The sequence below is a fragment of the Acutalibacter caecimuris genome (assembly GCF_034335085.1).
GTDB lineage: Bacteria > Bacillota > Clostridia > Oscillospirales > Acutalibacteraceae > Acutalibacter > Acutalibacter caecimuris.
In genome coordinates this window covers 180362-196152 of record NZ_JAWXXJ010000001.1, presented here as the reverse complement: position 1 = coordinate 196152, position 15791 = coordinate 180362, and the positions used below count along the sequence as shown (strand labels likewise).

22 protein-coding genes and 1 tRNA gene are annotated in these 15791 nt (G+C 58.5%); 2 read left to right on the top strand and 21 right to left on the bottom strand.

The window, feature by feature from the left end; translation table 11 throughout:
• Positions 1-37: 37 nt before the first annotated feature.
• The 18 genes from U8U01_RS01045 to U8U01_RS00960 form a co-directional block, all read right to left on the bottom strand.
• On the bottom strand, positions 38-205 hold the full coding sequence (locus tag U8U01_RS01045) for a hypothetical protein (RefSeq protein ID WP_322169068.1): 168 nt from the start codon (positions 203-205) through the stop codon (positions 38-40).
• Between the two features lie 29 nt (positions 206-234).
• Positions 235-882 (bottom strand): CHAP domain-containing protein, encoded by a 648-nt coding sequence (locus U8U01_RS01040; protein ID WP_437124374.1) that lies wholly within the window; start codon positions 880-882, stop codon positions 235-237.
• A 250-nt stretch (positions 883-1132) separates the two neighbouring features.
• Positions 1133-2530, bottom strand: a complete 1398-nt coding sequence (locus tag U8U01_RS01035; protein WP_322169065.1) for a class B sortase — start codon at positions 2528-2530, stop codon at positions 1133-1135.
• A complete protein-coding gene (locus tag U8U01_RS01030) occupies positions 2527-3117 on the bottom strand; it encodes a hypothetical protein (protein WP_322169062.1) in 591 nt (196 codons plus the stop codon). The genes U8U01_RS01035 and U8U01_RS01030 overlap by 4 nt, the downstream gene beginning before the upstream one ends.
• Positions 3114-3383, bottom strand: coding sequence for a hypothetical protein (locus U8U01_RS01025; RefSeq protein WP_322169059.1), 270 nt, complete (start codon positions 3381-3383; stop codon positions 3114-3116). Before U8U01_RS01025 ends, U8U01_RS01030 begins: the two co-directional genes overlap by 4 nt.
• A 63-nt stretch (positions 3384-3446) precedes the next feature.
• Positions 3447-3878, bottom strand: a complete 432-nt coding sequence (locus U8U01_RS01020) for a HEPN domain-containing protein (protein WP_322169057.1) — start codon at positions 3876-3878, stop codon at positions 3447-3449.
• Positions 3844-4194: a nucleotidyltransferase domain-containing protein gene (locus U8U01_RS01015; RefSeq protein ID WP_322169054.1), complete on the bottom strand. Its 351-nt coding sequence runs from the start codon at positions 4192-4194 to the stop codon at positions 3844-3846. The genes U8U01_RS01020 and U8U01_RS01015 overlap by 35 nt, the downstream gene beginning before the upstream one ends.
• 59 nt (positions 4195-4253) lie before the next feature.
• Positions 4254-5189, bottom strand: coding sequence for a conjugal transfer protein TrbL family protein (locus U8U01_RS01010; RefSeq protein ID WP_322169052.1), 936 nt, complete (start codon positions 5187-5189; stop codon positions 4254-4256).
• A 34-nt stretch (positions 5190-5223) separates the two neighbouring features.
• Positions 5224-5637: a hypothetical protein gene (locus tag U8U01_RS01005; protein ID WP_322169049.1), complete on the bottom strand. Its 414-nt coding sequence runs from the start codon at positions 5635-5637 to the stop codon at positions 5224-5226.
• 88 nt (positions 5638-5725) lie between these two features.
• A complete protein-coding gene (locus tag U8U01_RS01000; RefSeq protein WP_322169046.1) occupies positions 5726-6064 on the bottom strand; it encodes a DUF3852 domain-containing protein in 339 nt (112 codons plus the stop codon).
• A gap of 40 nt (positions 6065-6104) precedes the next feature.
• Positions 6105-7793 carry a VaFE repeat-containing surface-anchored protein gene (locus U8U01_RS00995; protein ID WP_322169043.1) on the bottom strand — a complete coding sequence of 563 codons (1689 nt, stop codon included), beginning with the start codon at positions 7791-7793 and terminating at the stop codon, positions 6105-6107.
• Positions 7783-8442, bottom strand: a complete 660-nt coding sequence (locus U8U01_RS00990) for a DUF4240 domain-containing protein (RefSeq protein WP_322169041.1) — start codon at positions 8440-8442, stop codon at positions 7783-7785. Before U8U01_RS00990 ends, U8U01_RS00995 begins: the two co-directional genes overlap by 11 nt.
• Positions 8423-8584: a hypothetical protein gene (locus tag U8U01_RS00985; protein ID WP_322169038.1), complete on the bottom strand. Its 162-nt coding sequence runs from the start codon at positions 8582-8584 to the stop codon at positions 8423-8425. Before U8U01_RS00985 ends, U8U01_RS00990 begins: the two co-directional genes overlap by 20 nt.
• A gap of 259 nt (positions 8585-8843) precedes the next feature.
• A tRNA-Ile gene (locus tag U8U01_RS00980) sits at positions 8844-8920 on the bottom strand.
• Between the two features lie 129 nt (positions 8921-9049).
• Positions 9050-9310, bottom strand: a complete 261-nt coding sequence (locus U8U01_RS00975) for a hypothetical protein (RefSeq protein WP_322169035.1) — start codon at positions 9308-9310, stop codon at positions 9050-9052.
• Positions 9311-9363: 53 nt separating this feature from the next.
• On the bottom strand, positions 9364-10092 hold the full coding sequence (locus tag U8U01_RS00970; RefSeq protein ID WP_322169032.1) for a DUF8091 domain-containing protein: 729 nt from the start codon (positions 10090-10092) through the stop codon (positions 9364-9366).
• The gene (locus U8U01_RS00965) at positions 10085-10906 is read right to left on the bottom strand and encodes an amidohydrolase family protein (protein ID WP_322169029.1); all 822 of its coding nucleotides are present in this window, start codon (positions 10904-10906) and stop codon (positions 10085-10087) included. Before U8U01_RS00965 ends, U8U01_RS00970 begins: the two co-directional genes overlap by 8 nt.
• The gene (locus tag U8U01_RS00960; protein ID WP_322169026.1) at positions 10893-11555 is read right to left on the bottom strand and encodes an epoxyqueuosine reductase QueH; all 663 of its coding nucleotides are present in this window, start codon (positions 11553-11555) and stop codon (positions 10893-10895) included. Before U8U01_RS00960 ends, U8U01_RS00965 begins: the two co-directional genes overlap by 14 nt.
• A gap of 184 nt (positions 11556-11739) precedes the next feature.
• Between U8U01_RS00960 and U8U01_RS00955 the strand changes: the two genes are divergently transcribed.
• Positions 11740-12234: a divergent PAP2 family protein gene (locus U8U01_RS00955; RefSeq protein WP_322169023.1), complete on the top strand. Its 495-nt coding sequence runs from the start codon at positions 11740-11742 to the stop codon at positions 12232-12234.
• Between the two features lie 58 nt (positions 12235-12292).
• Here U8U01_RS00955 and U8U01_RS00950 read toward each other — a convergent pair whose 3' ends face one another.
• From U8U01_RS00950 to U8U01_RS00940, 3 genes are read right to left on the bottom strand one after another with little or no spacing between them, the layout of a single operon-like run.
• Positions 12293-12427: a hypothetical protein gene (locus U8U01_RS00950; protein ID WP_322169020.1), complete on the bottom strand. Its 135-nt coding sequence runs from the start codon at positions 12425-12427 to the stop codon at positions 12293-12295.
• Between the two features lie 24 nt (positions 12428-12451).
• A complete protein-coding gene (locus U8U01_RS00945) occupies positions 12452-12982 on the bottom strand; it encodes a hypothetical protein (RefSeq protein ID WP_322169017.1) in 531 nt (176 codons plus the stop codon).
• Positions 12979-13710 (bottom strand): hypothetical protein, encoded by a 732-nt coding sequence (locus U8U01_RS00940; protein ID WP_322169014.1) that lies wholly within the window; start codon positions 13708-13710, stop codon positions 12979-12981. The genes U8U01_RS00945 and U8U01_RS00940 overlap by 4 nt, the downstream gene beginning before the upstream one ends.
• A 389-nt stretch (positions 13711-14099) precedes the next feature.
• On the opposite strand from U8U01_RS00940, the gene U8U01_RS00935 reads away from it, so the two are divergent.
• Positions 14100-15704: a peptide chain release factor 3 gene (locus U8U01_RS00935; protein ID WP_322169011.1), complete on the top strand. Its 1605-nt coding sequence runs from the start codon at positions 14100-14102 to the stop codon at positions 15702-15704.
• Positions 15705-15791 lie beyond the last annotated feature (87 nt).

Here is a 15791-nt window from a genome sequence, read left to right as displayed (position 1 = left end):
TATACCCGAATCCGATCTAAAAAGCAACTGTTTTCGCCTACTCATTGCCGCCCTCCGGCGCGGCAATGTCATCGTGTTCTATCGCCCTCTCCACCAGCCGGGTGACAAAGTCCTTCTGCTTAACCTGATGCCGCTTGAGATAGGCTTTCAGCCGCTGATAGGTTTCCTCGGGCATCTGAATGGCCATTGTTCTTGTGTTTTCCATAGTGATTTTCTCCTTTACATTATATGTTTTTAGAATAAATTCGGCGTCCCATACCCCAAAATCTGGTAATTGCCGATGGGGTAGCTGTTCCGCTCACAGGCGTCGCCGGAATTGCCCTCAATGGTGTAGACCCTGCCGCCCTCCACTTTTTCCACAATGCCAACATGGTCAGAGCTGCCATCCTGTACGCCGTTTTCGTCCGGCCAGTCAAAGAAAATGATGTAGCCGGAGTCAGGGGTCGTGCTGCCATCCAGCCATTGGTTCTTATTCTTGAACCAGGCTACGCCAGTATCGCAGCCTGCAAATTTAGGTATAATGCCCTTGTCGATATAGCCGCACTCGTTGGCGCACCAACTGACAAAACAGGCGCACCACTCCACCCGGCCCTGGAAACCGTACCAGCTCCAGTATGGCTCGCCGCCCACATTGCCAAGCTGGGCTTTGGCAACCTCCACCAGTTGGTGATTGGCGTAGTTCATGATTGCAGAGAAGTCCTCCGGGTCAAGGTCAGTACCGAACACAGCGTTGACCTCGGCAATGAGCTGCTGGTCCGTTTGACTGTCCGCAAAGCACCCTGCCAGCTTTGCCACAAACCCTGGCTCCTTTGCCTGTTCCGACAGCGCCAGTATGTACAGCACCTCGGCGGCTTTGATCTGTTCCGCTGTTCTGCCGGTCATTTTGTTCTTTCCAGACCTTTTTGAACTGTCCGGAGAGATACTTCATCCCGCGCTGAAACTTGCGGTCGATGAAGTACTGGGTGTCAAAATAGGGATTTGCGTCCATCCGTACCTTGGTATGGCGAATAATGGGGAAGTAGGCGATATTCAATAGCTGCTCCTTATCAGTGGAAAATATCCAGTTTTGCAGTTCTCGACTGTGCCAATAATTCCCCACTATCCATTTGCGGTTCTTGTTGGGGTGGCACGCTTATCCTAGCAGTACGACCACATTAGGCTTGCAGTTTTCCCACATTGTCCCACAGGCTCCCCACCCCGCCGTTACCAGCGGCGCAGGCTGTGGTAGGATTACCCCAAATGGATAGACCTGCTTGTACACGCTCTCGGTGTATTGATGACCTTCCAACAGGAGCATGGCCATCTTCCTGCCCACCGCTCCTGGACGGCGGGCTGCCTCCAAGAGCAGTCCGTCAAGATTTTCCTGTTCTGTAATCCTGGGGAGCAGTTCCTTGAACTCTCCCAAGTCGCCGTCCCGGATCGCGATGAGCGCCCGGTCCGTTTCGGACATATGCAGGGGCCGTTGGCCTATCAGGCTCATATAGCCGGTAATCCCCCCGGTCATGCGCCGCAGGAGCTGCTCGGTCTGGCAGAGCGAGCTCTCCTGGCGTTCTCTCTGCTCCACCAGAGCGCTGATTACTGTGTCCTGCTCCCGCATGCTCAAATGCAGGATGGAGCCGCCTTTGTCCTCCTGGCCGTTAATACGGTCATGCCTGGAATGGGCCGCGTTTTCGCCGTGGAATGCTTTGGTAATAGCGGACGAAATCAAGAACATCCTGTCCAGGTCGTTCCCGTTCTCGCCCAGGGTCTTGCCGGTAATAAAGGTTTTTGTGATGGGCTTGCCGTCCTCGTACCACTTGAGGTAGACGTCAATGTAGACGCCCTCGCTTTCACCGTAATCGGTGGTGCAGAAGATGTTCGCTCCCTTGCCAGCCGCATCGGTAAAATTGATGTGCCGGTATAACTTTGATTCCACCGAGTTGGCCTGGCACACGGCAATCACCCGGTACTCCCGCGCACCTTCCGGCGTTTCCAGAATGATTTGACTGTGATCCTCCCTGTACGCCTGTTCCCGAAACCAGAGCAAATCCGTGAACATGGTCCCATCGAACATATTGTGGCCGTACAAAATCAGGTTGTCACTGTCTAAATCACAGCGGTGGTCTAAAAAGGGTACCCCATAATCGGAGTAATTTCCGTAGAAGTCCCGCCGGAGATAGCGCTCCGGGTCCTCCGGCGTCCACATAAACGGGTAGTCGATGTCCGTCCCTGGCACTCGAATCCAGCCGGCACATTCAGCGTTTTTCTCCTTGAGCGCCGCTATATCGTGAAGTACCTCCGGGCCGCTCGGCTCGGAGGTGTCCCCCTTACGTGAGGACATGGGGTCATCCAAGATTGAGCCAAGGATATTAAAATCAGGATCTTTTTTCACAGGAGCTTTCGGTTTCTCCAAAAGCATAGATTCCGCCAGCTCCCGGAAGTTTGCCTGCTGCTCCTTGGACTCAATGAACCGATGCACCAGCCAGAATCCCGACCCCGCCAGGGCAATCGCCAGCACAAATCCTATCAATGCTTTGATACCTTTCTTCAACTATCCGGCCTCCTATCCAAGTTAAAGTTTTTGATGCCGTCCACGTCCTCCACCGCCTCGCCGGTCATGCTGGTGCCGAAGTACAGCCCCAGCACCCGCTTGAGGTCCTCCCGGTCCATGCGGCGCACTTCAAAGCCCTGCTCCGAGATGGTCTTCTCCGTCAGGTTGATGGCCTGGAACACCTGCTCCGGCTTTTCCCCCTTGGTGAACCGCAGCACAAACAGGAACTGCCGGGCTGTGGACATCTCGATCTGCTTGGATTCCAGGTAGCCGCCCTCCTGTTCCAGGACCTGCCGCACTGCCGGATTTTCTTCCTCCCGGAGACGCTGCTTGATGAACCGCTTGTTATCGTCAAAGCGCTGGCAGGAGTCCAGGCAGGAGATCTCCAGGCCCGGATGGGCGGAGAACACCATGAGCAGACGCCGGATTTTAATCTCCACATTGGCATGGGACAGCACCGAGATATTGGTGGGCTGCACAAGAAAAACCGCCAGCTCCCCGCCAGCGGTCTGTATGCCATAGTTTGTGAACCCCTCCAGGCCCAGCAGAGCGCGGGTGGAGTTGCCTTTTTTCTTTTTCTGCCTCATCCGCCGCACCTCCATGTGTATTCCTGTTGACTGAATAACAGGAAGTTTCCGGCGTAGCGCACATAGTCCAGCACCGTGATCTCTTCCAGCCGGATGGATAAAAACGCATAGGCCACGGTCAGGGCAAAGGGCGAAATCAGCCCCAGTTGCGTCAGCGCCAGTACAGAAAGCAACAGCCCCACACAGGCTGTGGCGAAATCCCGCAGGCTCCACAGCCATAGGTTGGCCGTGGCCTTGAGGTTTTGCGGGTAGATGTATTGGGTCATGTTTTTCTTCCTTTCCGCATGAGAAAAAGGCGCTGTTTCCAGCACCTTTTTTCAATAACTGTATCAATTCATCTTTTGTTCAACATTTTGTTCTGGCTCCTCTTTCAGGGACATATCTATCCTTGCGACAGCAAACTCATATATGTCCTGTCCGGTCTTCAAAGCCCACTGGGCGTCGGTTTCGTTGACTTCCAATTCATTTGGATATCGTACCACTACGCTGAATGGTGCAAACCGGGAGCACTTATCTTCCCAGGTCTTGAACTCCCTGTCATATTCCCCGCAGAGAGCGCACAGGATCGCGCAATCATGAGTCCTGGGCGGTTCTTCTCCATAAAGACTCAGAACACATTTCAAGGATTTCTCCACAGCTTGCTGGCAGAGAAAACAGATCACTTCATAGGGAGCCGGGTGGTGCTTACTCAGGCATTCCGCCGAATAGATATCCTGCCAGGCTTTATCAAGCCATGCTTGGCTGCGGCTGGATCGTCTCACTGTACAGCAACACCCCTTTCTGCTTGACGGTACGTTCCAGGGTCGGCTCGTCAGACAGGCACGCAAACCGGCTCTCCTTGCCTACCATAATATCCAGGGATTTATTGCAGTGTCTATGCAAAACCGCCGATAGGTCCTGCATGGCTGTAAGCGGCCTTGGACCGCTGTCCGGTATTACCACATACAGGTCATAATCACTATCCCCATGGGGGCTGCCGTAGGCGAAAGACCCGAACAGGTATACCTGCCGTGTAGGCACAGTCTGGCGGATGACCTGGCATAATTTCTCCAGCTCCCGGCGATTTTTTTCCGTCATAGAGCTCACCCCTTTTCTTTTTCATTATACCAGACTTCCGGGTAAAAATCCACTGCTTTTTACCCGATCGCCCTGGCAATGTTCCGGGTCATATTTACAGCAGTCGATGTGGCGTGAACCACGCTCATCATGTTGACCTTGACCGAGCTGTCCAGCCCGAACTGCTGGGCGATCCTCGGCACCTCTCCAGCCGCCAGCATAACCCCCAGCCCCAAAAGCATATTGTCGTGGAACGTCAGCAGGCCCAGGAAAAGGAGCGTGGTCTGCAGAAAGGCGGTCAGGCACAGGGCGATGATCTGCTTGCACCACTGGTTGAATCCGTCCGTGTAGCCCCGCGGGACAGAGAAGAGATAGAGGGTGCCAACCGCCATTTGAATCAGGAGAATGCCCCCTCTTTTTATGTTCGAGAAGAACACCTTTAACACGCAGTAGGACAGCCCGATCAGCATACACAGCGGAAACAATCCGTTGAGTACCAGCCCTGTGGGTCCCCCGAACACGCCGGTCAGCACCTTGAGGGCCACGTCCCCCAGGTTGAAATCCACCGTCCCCACAAAGCTCCCGGCCAAATCCTTGAGAAAAACATTTTGCAGGTTGATGCAGAACTTGTACAGCTCCACCGGCGCCAGCGTCACCAGATTCGCGGCGAAAAAGCCCTTGAGGACATTAAGTGCCGTGGACTTCACATTGGCCCGGCCATTCTGGTACTCAATCGCCAGGTCAAACGCCGCCACGATCATGCCCACCGCGAACAGGGTCCAGCCCAGGCAGGCGAACAGCCGGACCGAGGCCACGATCCAGCTCAAATCGAATATCTCCGCCCCCATGCCGCCGATCTGCGTGAACACATCGGAAATGGTACCGTAGAAGGACTTGAGCATCCACTCCACCAGTCCGTCCCAGATGGAGTCCACAATGCCCTCCCCAAAGGTGGAGAACACATTGCCCAAGGCCCCGCCAAAGCTGCCGATGAGACCTCCCAGCCAGTCTAACATTTTGATTGCCCCCTTTTTTCTGTATGTTCATAGATCAGCCATTCTCGCTCTGGAACAGCCGAATGTAACCCAGGACGGTGTCTGCAATCTTCTGGCGCTGGGCCTCGGTGATGGGGATAAACCAGGCAGGCTTGTTTCCGTATTCCCACACATGTGGCTCCACTTCGCCCAGATCCTCCCGGCGCTGGGGGCCGATCAGGTCCCGAAACAGGAAGTTCTCCTTGTCCACAAAGCCCTTGCCCCGGTTCAAGAGGATGACCTGGAGGGCATTGTAATGGTCCGCGGACAGGGAGGGTATAAACTGGACCTTGACCAGCAGCTTGTCCCCCAAACGGCCCAGCAGCACCCGCCCGGCAAACTGCTTGTCCTTGATGGTATGGTCGCGCTCGAACATGGCGCGCAGTTCTTTTTCGTAGAAATTCATGTTGATTTTAACCTCTCTTTTCATTTATTAAAAATAGAATAATGGAGTTTGTGTTTCCTGCTATCGGTCAGGAGGCCCTCTGGCCCTTCCCTCGATATGCCCGCTCATGGCGTTATATCCCTACAACGCCCCAGATATAGAGGGGGGCGGTCAGGGTGAACACCAGACAGGCAAACAGGATGGCAGGCGCGGCGAACTCAAACTGGCCATGTTTGCGATATTCAAAGTAACTTGTGGACACCTTGACGAAAAACAGGATGACTAGCACCACGTCAATGACCGGGAATACCACGTTGTTCACAATGGCCTTGATCTGGGCCTGTGCCGAGGTCCAGGTGGACTGAACGGCCCCGGCCACGTCGCCGGTCGCGGCGGCAGGCAGGGCGAAACAGCACATGGTGAGTACAACAACAGCCAAAAGGCACAGCAGCCTTTTCATTCTTTTCTGCATAGATTTTCCTCCTTGGAGATATAAGGGCCTCAAATTATAATCAGTCCTGTCCCTTTTTCTTCTTTCTGCTGATAACCAGAGAGAGTACCACACCTCCCAGGCTCACGCCGAACACAGCCAGGGCCAGCCGCCAGCCGGTATCGCCGGTGTTGGGGGTTCCGGGATGGTCCTTGGGCCTGTCCTTCATGACAACGGTGATGGCCTCGTCCGAGTCCTTGACCGTGAACTTCACGTCCTCGGCCAGCAGGTAGCCGTTGGGGGCGCTGGCTTCGTGCAGAACATACTCCCCGGCAGGCAGTTTCTCAATGGTATGGGGCTTACCATCTGTGGTCCAGCTTTCGATGACCTTGCCGTCCTTGTCCCGGATCTCCAGCTTGGCCCCTGTCAGCTCCTTGCCGGTGACGGAATCCACCTTGGAAATGACGATTTGAGTCTTGGCGTTCTCAATATCCTCCAGGGTGACCGTGCTACTGTCAACCGTGACCTTAATGGAATCATCCAGGGGCACATAGCCGGGCAGCGGCTCCAGCTCCACGATCTGCCAGTCGCCGTAGGGCACCTTGTCAAACTGGAACTTCCCTGCTTTATCGGTTTTTGCGGTAGCCACAGCCTTCTCCTTGGTGAATTCCTTGGCGTCCTTGGGGAACAGGCCGAAGAGAACGCCCTCCAGAGGATTTCCCCCGGTATCGGTCTTGCGTCCCACGATCTGGCCCCGGAGCAGCTTGTTATGGAACTTCACTTCAGCAAGGTCGCCGGTGGTGACAGTGACGTTCTTTCCTTCCTGGATCTTGTACCGGGCAGTTACCTTGTCGGAGATCTCCGTGACGGTATACTCGCCGGGGGCCAGGCCCTCCACACGAATCTCACCATTTTTGTCGGTCTTGAACTTTTTGGAGTAGTCCTTGCCGGTGATGAGGAAGGAAATCCCCTCAACGAAGTTGTCCTCGGCGGTTTTCTTGATCACCAGCCCGCCCAGGCCGCGGATGGTGATGGTCTGGCTTTTGTCGTTTATATCCGCGTGGACGAACACCTCCACGTCCTCCTGATACAGGGTTTCAAAGACCACAATGGACTTCCCGGCCAGTGTGGAGGCGTTAAAGGTGAAGGGAATCTCTACAGAGCCGGTGGCGTTTTCGGGGGTGAACTCAACTTCAGCGGTAACTTCCTTGCCATCTACCAGCAGTTTTTCCCCGGTAGATTTGTCCATGAGAATCCCGCTGATTTTATAGGGCTTGCCGGGAACCAGGCCGGAGTAGCTGACTGTATCGATGATGGTGACTTCCTCCAGGGGGTCCACTTCCTTTTCGCCGTTAACCGTAGCCTCGGTTTTGATTTCCGGCTTGTCCGGGGTGGTGAACTCTACGGTCTGGCCCTCGTCGTTGATGTCAGCGTGAACGGCCACTTCCTTGCCCTCATGGTATAGCGTTTCAAACACGACCACGGCTTTGCCAGCCAGTGCAGAGGCGTCAAAAGTAAAGGTGATCTCCTCTGTACCGCTGGCGCTCTCAGGGGTGAACTCCTTCTCGGCAGTGACCTCTTTCCCATCCACCAGCAGCTTGCCGCCTGTGCCCTTGTCCATGAGGACGCCGGACAGCTTATAGGTCTTGCCAGGGGTCAGACCGGTGTAGCTGACTGTATCGGTTATGGTGACTTCACCTACCGGCTCGGCTTTCTTTTCACCGTTTACTGTGGCTGTGGTCTTGATTTCCGGTTTCTCGCTAAAGGTCACAGTCTTTTGCTTCCCGGAGCTTCGGCAAATTGCTGTTCCAGTTGCTTATGTTGAATTGCCTCGGCTCTGGAGAGTTGATGACGGATTTCTGAAACAAGCGGGGGAAGTAGTTCGGCAGGTCGTAGGCTTCGTAGGGATAATTAATCCCCTCGCCATACTCGATATCTGCTTTCAGAGCTTCTTCAATCATCTCCCCGGTGGTCTCACTCATATTGTCAAAGGCGTCCTCGCCGGTCAACTCTTTTAGCGCGTAATACCCGGCATAAGCAAAGCTCTCAAACCAGTATCCATCGCCAGGGTCCAGATCCGCCAGGGTATCCGGCTCCTTCAGCGCGGCGAAGTACGCCTCTTTGCCCTGGGAAATCAGCCAAGCGCGGAAGTCCGTAAACCCATCATCCGTGGCGTGGCCCATGAGCCTCACAGCGCTCCAAAGGCCGTACTTGTAGGCCAAGTCCGCGTATGCGTGGACGGCGTCGTGGAAGTCCTGGGCATATTCGGGGCCCTGCTCCTTGAGCCGGGCCTTGAGCATATCCATATACTTGTCTTGGTCTTGGCCGCAGGCAGCGTTGACCTCCGCGATGAGGTTCCAAAACCCCTCTTTGCTCATGACTCTGCAGCCCGGTATGCGGTTATTTTGATTTTCTGTCATGGGGTTCCCCCTTCTGACGCTGCTTTTTCTCCAGGTCCCGTTGGATGGTTTCTGCCTCCGGTGGGTCCCGCTGGAAACCGGGAATCTGTTGCATAAAACTCTCGTAGGCACGGTCTGTCTTGCTTTCTGTAAACTTTGGCACTCTGTATACCTCCTAAATCTTTCTCTGGAAAAAGAAAAAGGGCCATGATTTTCATCATGGCCCTTCTCAAAAAATATTTTGTTTTTTCTTCTGCCCTTACTCGCTTTCTGTCAACCACGCAGGTTCAGATCCCAAAATTGGGGGTGGCATCTCCCAAAACACGTCACGCCGTGACGGTCCTTTTTTGGCCTCTTGAACGCCAAAAAACCCCGGAATTCCGGGGTTTTTTCGGTGTGGCATCTTTTAAGATGTGTAAACATGGTGGACCATCAGGGACTCGAACCCCGGACCGACCGGTTATGAGCCGGTTGCTCTAACCAACTGAGCTAATGGTCCACGTGGGCCAGGAGCGGCACGCCGGGCCTTCCAGATTATCATACCACATCCGGGCCGGATTGGCAAGCCTTTTTTTGTGATATCCGCCCCTTATCCCCGAAAAATACGCCGCCCCCTTCCGTACAGGCTCTACCGCGCCTCCTCCTGCCAGGCGGCCTCCAGCCAGGCAATCAGTTCGTCCAGTCCCTGCTGTGTCAGCCGGAATTCCGCCCGGGCGGTTTCGCCGGCCCGCTCAAAGCACCGGTCCGTCTGCCAGCGCCAGGCCGTCAGTTGTTCATTTTCGCGGTCGGGCTCCACCCGGTACCGCATCACCCTGCCGGCAGGCTCGCTGACACTGCCGGTAAACAGGTTCCCCTCCGCGAAAAAGGCCAGTTTCTGCATATCGATCATTTCCCATCCATCCTTTCAGTAAATAATGGGGCCAAAAGCCCACAGCCCCCGTCCTACGCTTGCCGGGCCCGCCTGTACAGATAGGCCCGTCCCCGTGAGCCGGCCCGCTCCACAGCCCCCAGCGCTTTTGCCGCGGCCAGCGCCAGGGAGCCGTCCATGGAGGAAAGCCGCCCCTTCTCCCGGAAGTCTTTGGCCGTAAACACCTCCGGCAGGCCAGGGGGCAGCAGGGCGGCCGCCTCGCCGGGGTCACGCACCCAAACCTCCCCCAGCAGCCGCACAGGCATACGCTCCCAACGGGTATAGCCCCGCCGCCCGCCCCCTTTTAGCCGGTACTCCTCCACCTCTAAAAGCGGCACGCAGAATCCCAGCCCCGGCCGTCCCAACTGCTCCCGCAGGCTGTACAGTTCCGTCAACAGTTCCCAGGGGCCGCCGGGCTTGGGGCTTTTCCGCGGGCGGCTCTGGGCCCCGTCCCCACCTACGCTGACCAGCCACTTTACCGCTGCCACCGGGTACACCAAAGTTACCTGGTAATGCTCTAAAAAGAAGGCCAGTTTCTCCCGCAGCCGGCCAAAGTTCCCGGTCTGTATCTCGGTGATGCCCCTTTCGTTCACAATATCCGCCACATACCGGCCCACCTGTACCTCGTGCCGGCCCTCGTCCGGCTCCAGGTAGAACTTCAGCGCCGCGTGCAGGGACTTCTCCCCCAGCCGCCCGATGCCCTGCCGGGGCCCGGCCGCCTCCATGGCCCGGCTACAGGCCGCCAGGAACGCCGCCTCATCCATGCCCGTCCACCCCAAACAGCCGGGCAAAGTTGCCGTACAGTATCGCCCGGTTTTCCTCCTCCGGCAGCCCCAGGGCAAAAAACCGCGCCAGTTCCTGCTTGGCCTGCCACATGGGGAAGTCCGTCCCAAACATCACCCGCTCCGCCCCAAAGCAGGCTATGCTTTCCAGGGCCTCTTCCCGGCTGAGGAAGGGCAGGGAGCTGGAGGTATCCGTATACACCCCCGCCCCCCGCAGGCAATTCCGGGCGGCCTGCCACTGGGTATAGCCCCCCAGATGGGCAGCTATGCAGGTCAGCCCCGGCACCTTGTCCAGCACCCGCGCCAGGCGTAGGGGCGAGGAGGCGTCCCCACGGGGGTCCCCGATGTGCAGCAGCAAAGGCAGCCCCCGCCGGGCCGCCGCCCGGTAAAAGGGCAGCATGGTAGGGCTGTCCAGGCAGAACCCCTGAAAGTCCGGGTGCAGCTTGATCCCCCGTAGCCCCTGGGCCTGTAGGCTGTCCAGCCCGCCCTCCAGGTCCGCCACATCCGGGTGCCAGGCGGCCAGGCCCACAAACCGGGGATCCTCCCGGCAGGTGTCCGCTATAAAGCGGTTGATGGCCGGCACCTGCTCCGCTTTTGTGGCCACAGAGCACACCAGAAAGCGGTCCAGCCCTGCCGCGGCCCCGGCCTTTGCCAGCACGGCGGGCAGGCCGGTTTGGGCCATCTCCAGCCCATAAAATTCCCCCACCGAGGCCGTGGCCTTTTCGGCGATCTTCTCCGGGTAGATATGGGCGTGGGCGTCGGCGGCCAGGTAGCGTACGCCCTTATGCGTCACCATGGGCTGCGCCCCCCTCCCGCCGGTTTTTCTCCGCCTTTTCCCGCTCCCTCTGGGCTTTGGAGTACCGGCACCCGCAGTAATCCTGCCGGTACAGGCCATACGTCCGGGAAAGCTCCACCGAGCGCTTGTAGCCCTCCTGCTTTTTAAAGTCAGCGGGCAGATGCCGCACGCCGTACTTTTCCCCCAGTTCCTCGCCCATACGGTTCAGGGCCTGGGCGTTTTTCAGGGGGCTGATGCTCAGGGTGGTGGTAAAGTAATCCAGCCCCAAGCGCCGGGCGGTTTTCGCGGCCTCCTCCAGGCGCAGGCGGTAGCAGGCCAGGCAGCGGGCCCCGCCCTCCGGCTCCCCTTCCAGCCCGGCGGCGGCCCGGTCAAAGGCCGGGGCGTCGTAGGGACAGGGCACCAGGCGCGGGGGGTGCCCCAGGGGCATTTCCCCCACCAGCCGTTCCAGTTCCTGCAGGCGCTTGCCATATTCGGCCTGCGGGGCGATGTTGGGGTTATAAAACAGCAGGGAAATGTCAAAATAATCAGCCAGATAGGCCAGCACCGCGCTGGAGCAGGGGGCGCAGCAGGCGTGCAGCAGCAACGTGGGCGCCTCGCCCTTCAGCCCACGGATAAGGGCCTGCAATTCTTTGGCATAGTTCCGGTTCACAGGGCATCCCTCCTGCATCCGATTTTACCACAGTTTGAAGGGGAATGCAAGCCGCCCCGCAAAAAGGCCCCGCATCCCCCAAAAAGAAACCCGGCCATCTTCCCCTAAGCGGTTGACAGGCCGGGCAAAAACCGTTTATAATATAAACAATATTCAAAAATCGCCCCCGGAAAGGACGTCCCGCATGGATCTGAGTTTTCTCCTATCAAACCCGCTGATCAACGCCAGCGTAGCCTCCTGGGCCGCGGCCCAGGCCATAAAAACCTTGGTAGACGCGGTCAAGCACAAGCAGTTCGACCGGCACCGGCTGGCAGGCGCGGGCGGGATGCCCAGTTCCCACTCGGCCGTCACCTGCTCGGTGCTGCTCACCAGCTATTACCTGTATGGGTTCAACTCCCCGGTATTCGCCCTAAGCTTTGTGTTGGCGCTGATTGTGATGTACGACGCCACCGGGGTTCGCTGGGCGGCCGGGCTCCACGCCCGCGCCATCAACCACATTGTGGAGTACCTGGAAACGGCCGGCGACGCCCAGGACCGGCAAGCCCTGCGGGAGCTGATCCCCCGGCTCAACGAATCCCTGGGCCACCGGGTGCGGGAGGCCATCTGCGGCGCGGCCCTGGGCTTTTTAATCGCCGTGATCGGCCACAGCATACGGCTGGGGTATTTTTCGCTGTTTTAGGGACGCGCCCTCCCCTGCCGCCACGCGGCAAAAGGGGCGCGCTGTTTTAGGCCCGTGGTTACGGCTTGCGCTTACGGCGGGGCCGTTTGGCGGGCCTTTCCCTTTTGTGCGCCATAACCGCCGCCAACAGCCAGCAGGCGGCTACCGCGGCCGCCACATACCCGCCAATCACCCATAGCCAGCAGCCTCCCATCCCACAGCCCTCCCTGTCCCCGGCCTATTCCGGCTCCGGCTGGGCCAGCACAAACACCTGCTGCTCCCACCCCAGCAACGAAAGCTTTTCCAGATCTTCCGGGGCCAGGGCCTCATTCAACCTGACAGCCGTATACACGGCGGGGGTTTTCCGGCCGGGCAGCAGCACATCGCCGGTCTGCCGGTTGTTATAATATAGGTATTCGCCCCGGGCTGTCCAGTATTCCGCGCTCCGGGGCGTTTCCGTGCCCGCGGGGGCAAAGCCTGTGGGCGTTTCGTGGCCGGCCTCCAGCACGGGCTTGCCGTCCAGTTCGGTGACGCACAGCTTTACCCGCAGGCGGCACCCGGCCCGCCCGCTGTTGCGGAAGGCCACGCCGCCGGCTGCGGGCTGGCCCTGGGTCAAAACCGTGCCCTCTGTGCTGCCCGTGCCCTCCTCCCGCAGAGAGACTGCCTCTACCACCAGGGCCTCCGCCTGCGGCTCCAACTGCCAGCAAAAGCCCCAAAGCCCGGCCAGCAGGGTCAAAAGGGCAATGGCCATGCCCCTGCTCCCCCTCATGGCTGCACCCCCAGCCGGTAGCTTTCCCCGGCGGTTTCGCTACCGCCGGGCAGGGGGCCAAAGCGCAGAGCCGTTTCCGCCCGGGCGGTGCTGATGGTATCGTCCGTTTCGCAAACCCCCAGCCGGGCCGTTTGCGCCTGCCCCCCGGACATAGCCGTCACCCGGTACACCCCATAGGGCAGGCCGGAAAAGACCGCCTCCAGCCTAGGCGGGCCGCCCTGGGGGTCGGCCTCTACCACAGCCTGGCGGTAAAGGGCCAGCCCCTGGCCCTCCAGCCGGAACAGCCCCTGGCTCTCCGGGCCCAGGCCGGCGGCGTCCACCAGCACCCGCACGGTGCCGCCGGCCACGTTCACCCGGTATGTAAGGTTTTTCCAGGTATCCCGGCCACCTTTGCCGTAAAGCACCACAGAGAGCTTGATGTCCTCATCGGCGCAGGGGCGGTAGCGGCCCAACTCCTCCAGGGGGAGCAGGCCGGTGGGGCTGACATAGAATGCCTCCAGCAGGCCGGGGGGATTGCCCAGCGCCTGCCGCAAAGCCTCCTCCAAAGGGAGGCCCTGGTGGCGCAAAGGCACCGCCTGTCCTAAGAAAATGGTGGTTTCCAGGCGCACGGGCTCCAGGGAGGGGCCGGGGGAACCGGTGGCGGCAAGGGCCTGGTGGGCGGTGAAAATCAGGGCAAAAGAGAGGGCCAGCGCAAGGGCCCGGCAGGTCTTGTTTTGGTTGATTGGCATGACGGATGGCTCCTTTCTGCGTAAAAACGTTTTTGGGGGGCTTTGTTTGCCCCGCTTGTCCCAGTTATCCTGCTTGAGAACAAGGTACCATGTTTGGGGCGGGAATCCTGTCACAGTTTGCGATGGGGCCAAAATGCATGGCAGGGGCAATGGCCTTACCGGCGTCCCCCAGAGGGCGGCCGGCTGGGGCGCCTTGCGGCAGTGCATAGGGAAAAGCACCGCGGAAAATGCGCCTATGGGCCCGGATGGGTTGAAAGTTTTGGAAAGATGGCGTATAATAAGGGGTGGCCATGAAACGGCCGGGGAGGAAGGTACCCATGTAGAGTTACTTTGCATCACACACTATATAGGCGCTATATTGTATTATATAAACGATAAGGAGGCTGCTTATGCCTGACCATAAAACCGCGATTACCCGCCGCCGGACCTTTGCCATCATCTCCCACCCGGACGCGGGCAAGACCACCCTCACCGAAAAATTCCTGCTGTACGGCGGGGCCATCGCCCTGGCCGGGATGGTCAAGGGGAAACGGAACTCCCGGCACGCGGTGTCGGACTGGATGGAGATCGAAAAACAGCGGGGTATCTCCGTTACCTCGTCGGTGATGCAGTTCCAGTACGGGGACTACTGCATCAACATACTGGACACCCCTGGGCACCAGGATTTCTCGGAGGACACCTACCGCACGCTGATGGCAGCGGACTCGGCGGTGATGGTGATCGACGCCTCCAAGGGCGTAGAGGCCCAGACCCGCAAGCTGTTTAAAGTGTGCGTCATGCGGGACATCCCCATATTCACCTTCATCAACAAGATGGACCGGGACTCCCGCAGCCCCTACGACCTGCTGGACGAGATCGAGAAGGAACTGGGCATTGGCACCTACCCCATGAACTGGCCCATTGGCAGCGGGGTGGATTTTAAGGGCGTGTACGACCGGGAGAAAGGCCGGGTGCTGCGCTTTGAGCCCGAAGAGAGCGGCGCCGGCCGCCGGGAGGTGCAGGAGCAGGACTTTACCCTGGACGACCCGGCTTTGGAGCCCGCCATCGGCCCCTACCTGTACGGCGCCTTGCAGGACGATGTAGAGCTTTTGGACGGGGCGGGGTATGAATTCGACCTGGACAAGGTGCGCCACGGCAAGCTTTCGCCGGTATTTTTTGGGTCCGCGCTTACCAACTTTGGGGTAGAGCCCTTTTTGGAGGCGTTTTTGCGACTGACCACCCCGCCCCTGCCCCGCACCGCCGGCGGCGCGCTGGTAGACCCCTTTGACCCGGCGTTTTCCGCCTTTGTGTTTAAGATACAGGCCAACATGAACAAGGCCCACCGGGACCGCATCGCCTTTATCCGCATTTGCAGCGGCCGGTTTGAGAAGGGCATGGAGGTGGAGCACGTCCAGGGGGGCCGGCGGATGAAACTGAGCCAGCCCCAGCAACTGATGGCCCAGAGCCGGGAGATCATTGAGGAAGCCTACGCGGGGGATATCATCGGGGTGTTTGACCCAGGGGTGTTCTCCATTGGCGACACCCTGTGCGCGCCGGGGAAGAAGATCCGCTTTGAGGGCATACCCACCTTTGCCCCGGAGCTGTTCAGCCTGGTGCGCCAGAAGGATACCATGAAACGCAAACAGTTTGTAAAGGGCGCCAACCAGATCGCCCAGGAAGGGGCTATCCAGATCTTCCAGGAGATCGGGGCCGGCATGGAGGAAGTGATCGTGGGCGTGGTGGGCAGCCTGCAATTTGACGTGTTCCAGTACCGTATGGAGAACGAGTACAATGTGGAGATTTTCATGCAGAACTTGCCCTATTCGTTTATACGCTGGATAGACAACGAGGATATGGACGAAAGCGGCCTGAAAAAGCTGAACCTGACCTCTGACACCAAAAAGGTGCAGGACCTGCGGGGGCGCTACCTGCTGCTGTTCTCCAACCAGTGGAGCATCAACTGGGCCCTGGAGCGCAACGAGGGGCTGCTACTGTCAGAGTTCAGCGAGAGCTGAACTCTGGTTTAGCGAGAGCTGAACTCTGGTTTAGCGAGGGATAAACGCTTAGCGAGGGTTAAGCGCCCGTCCGGCCAACCACCCGGC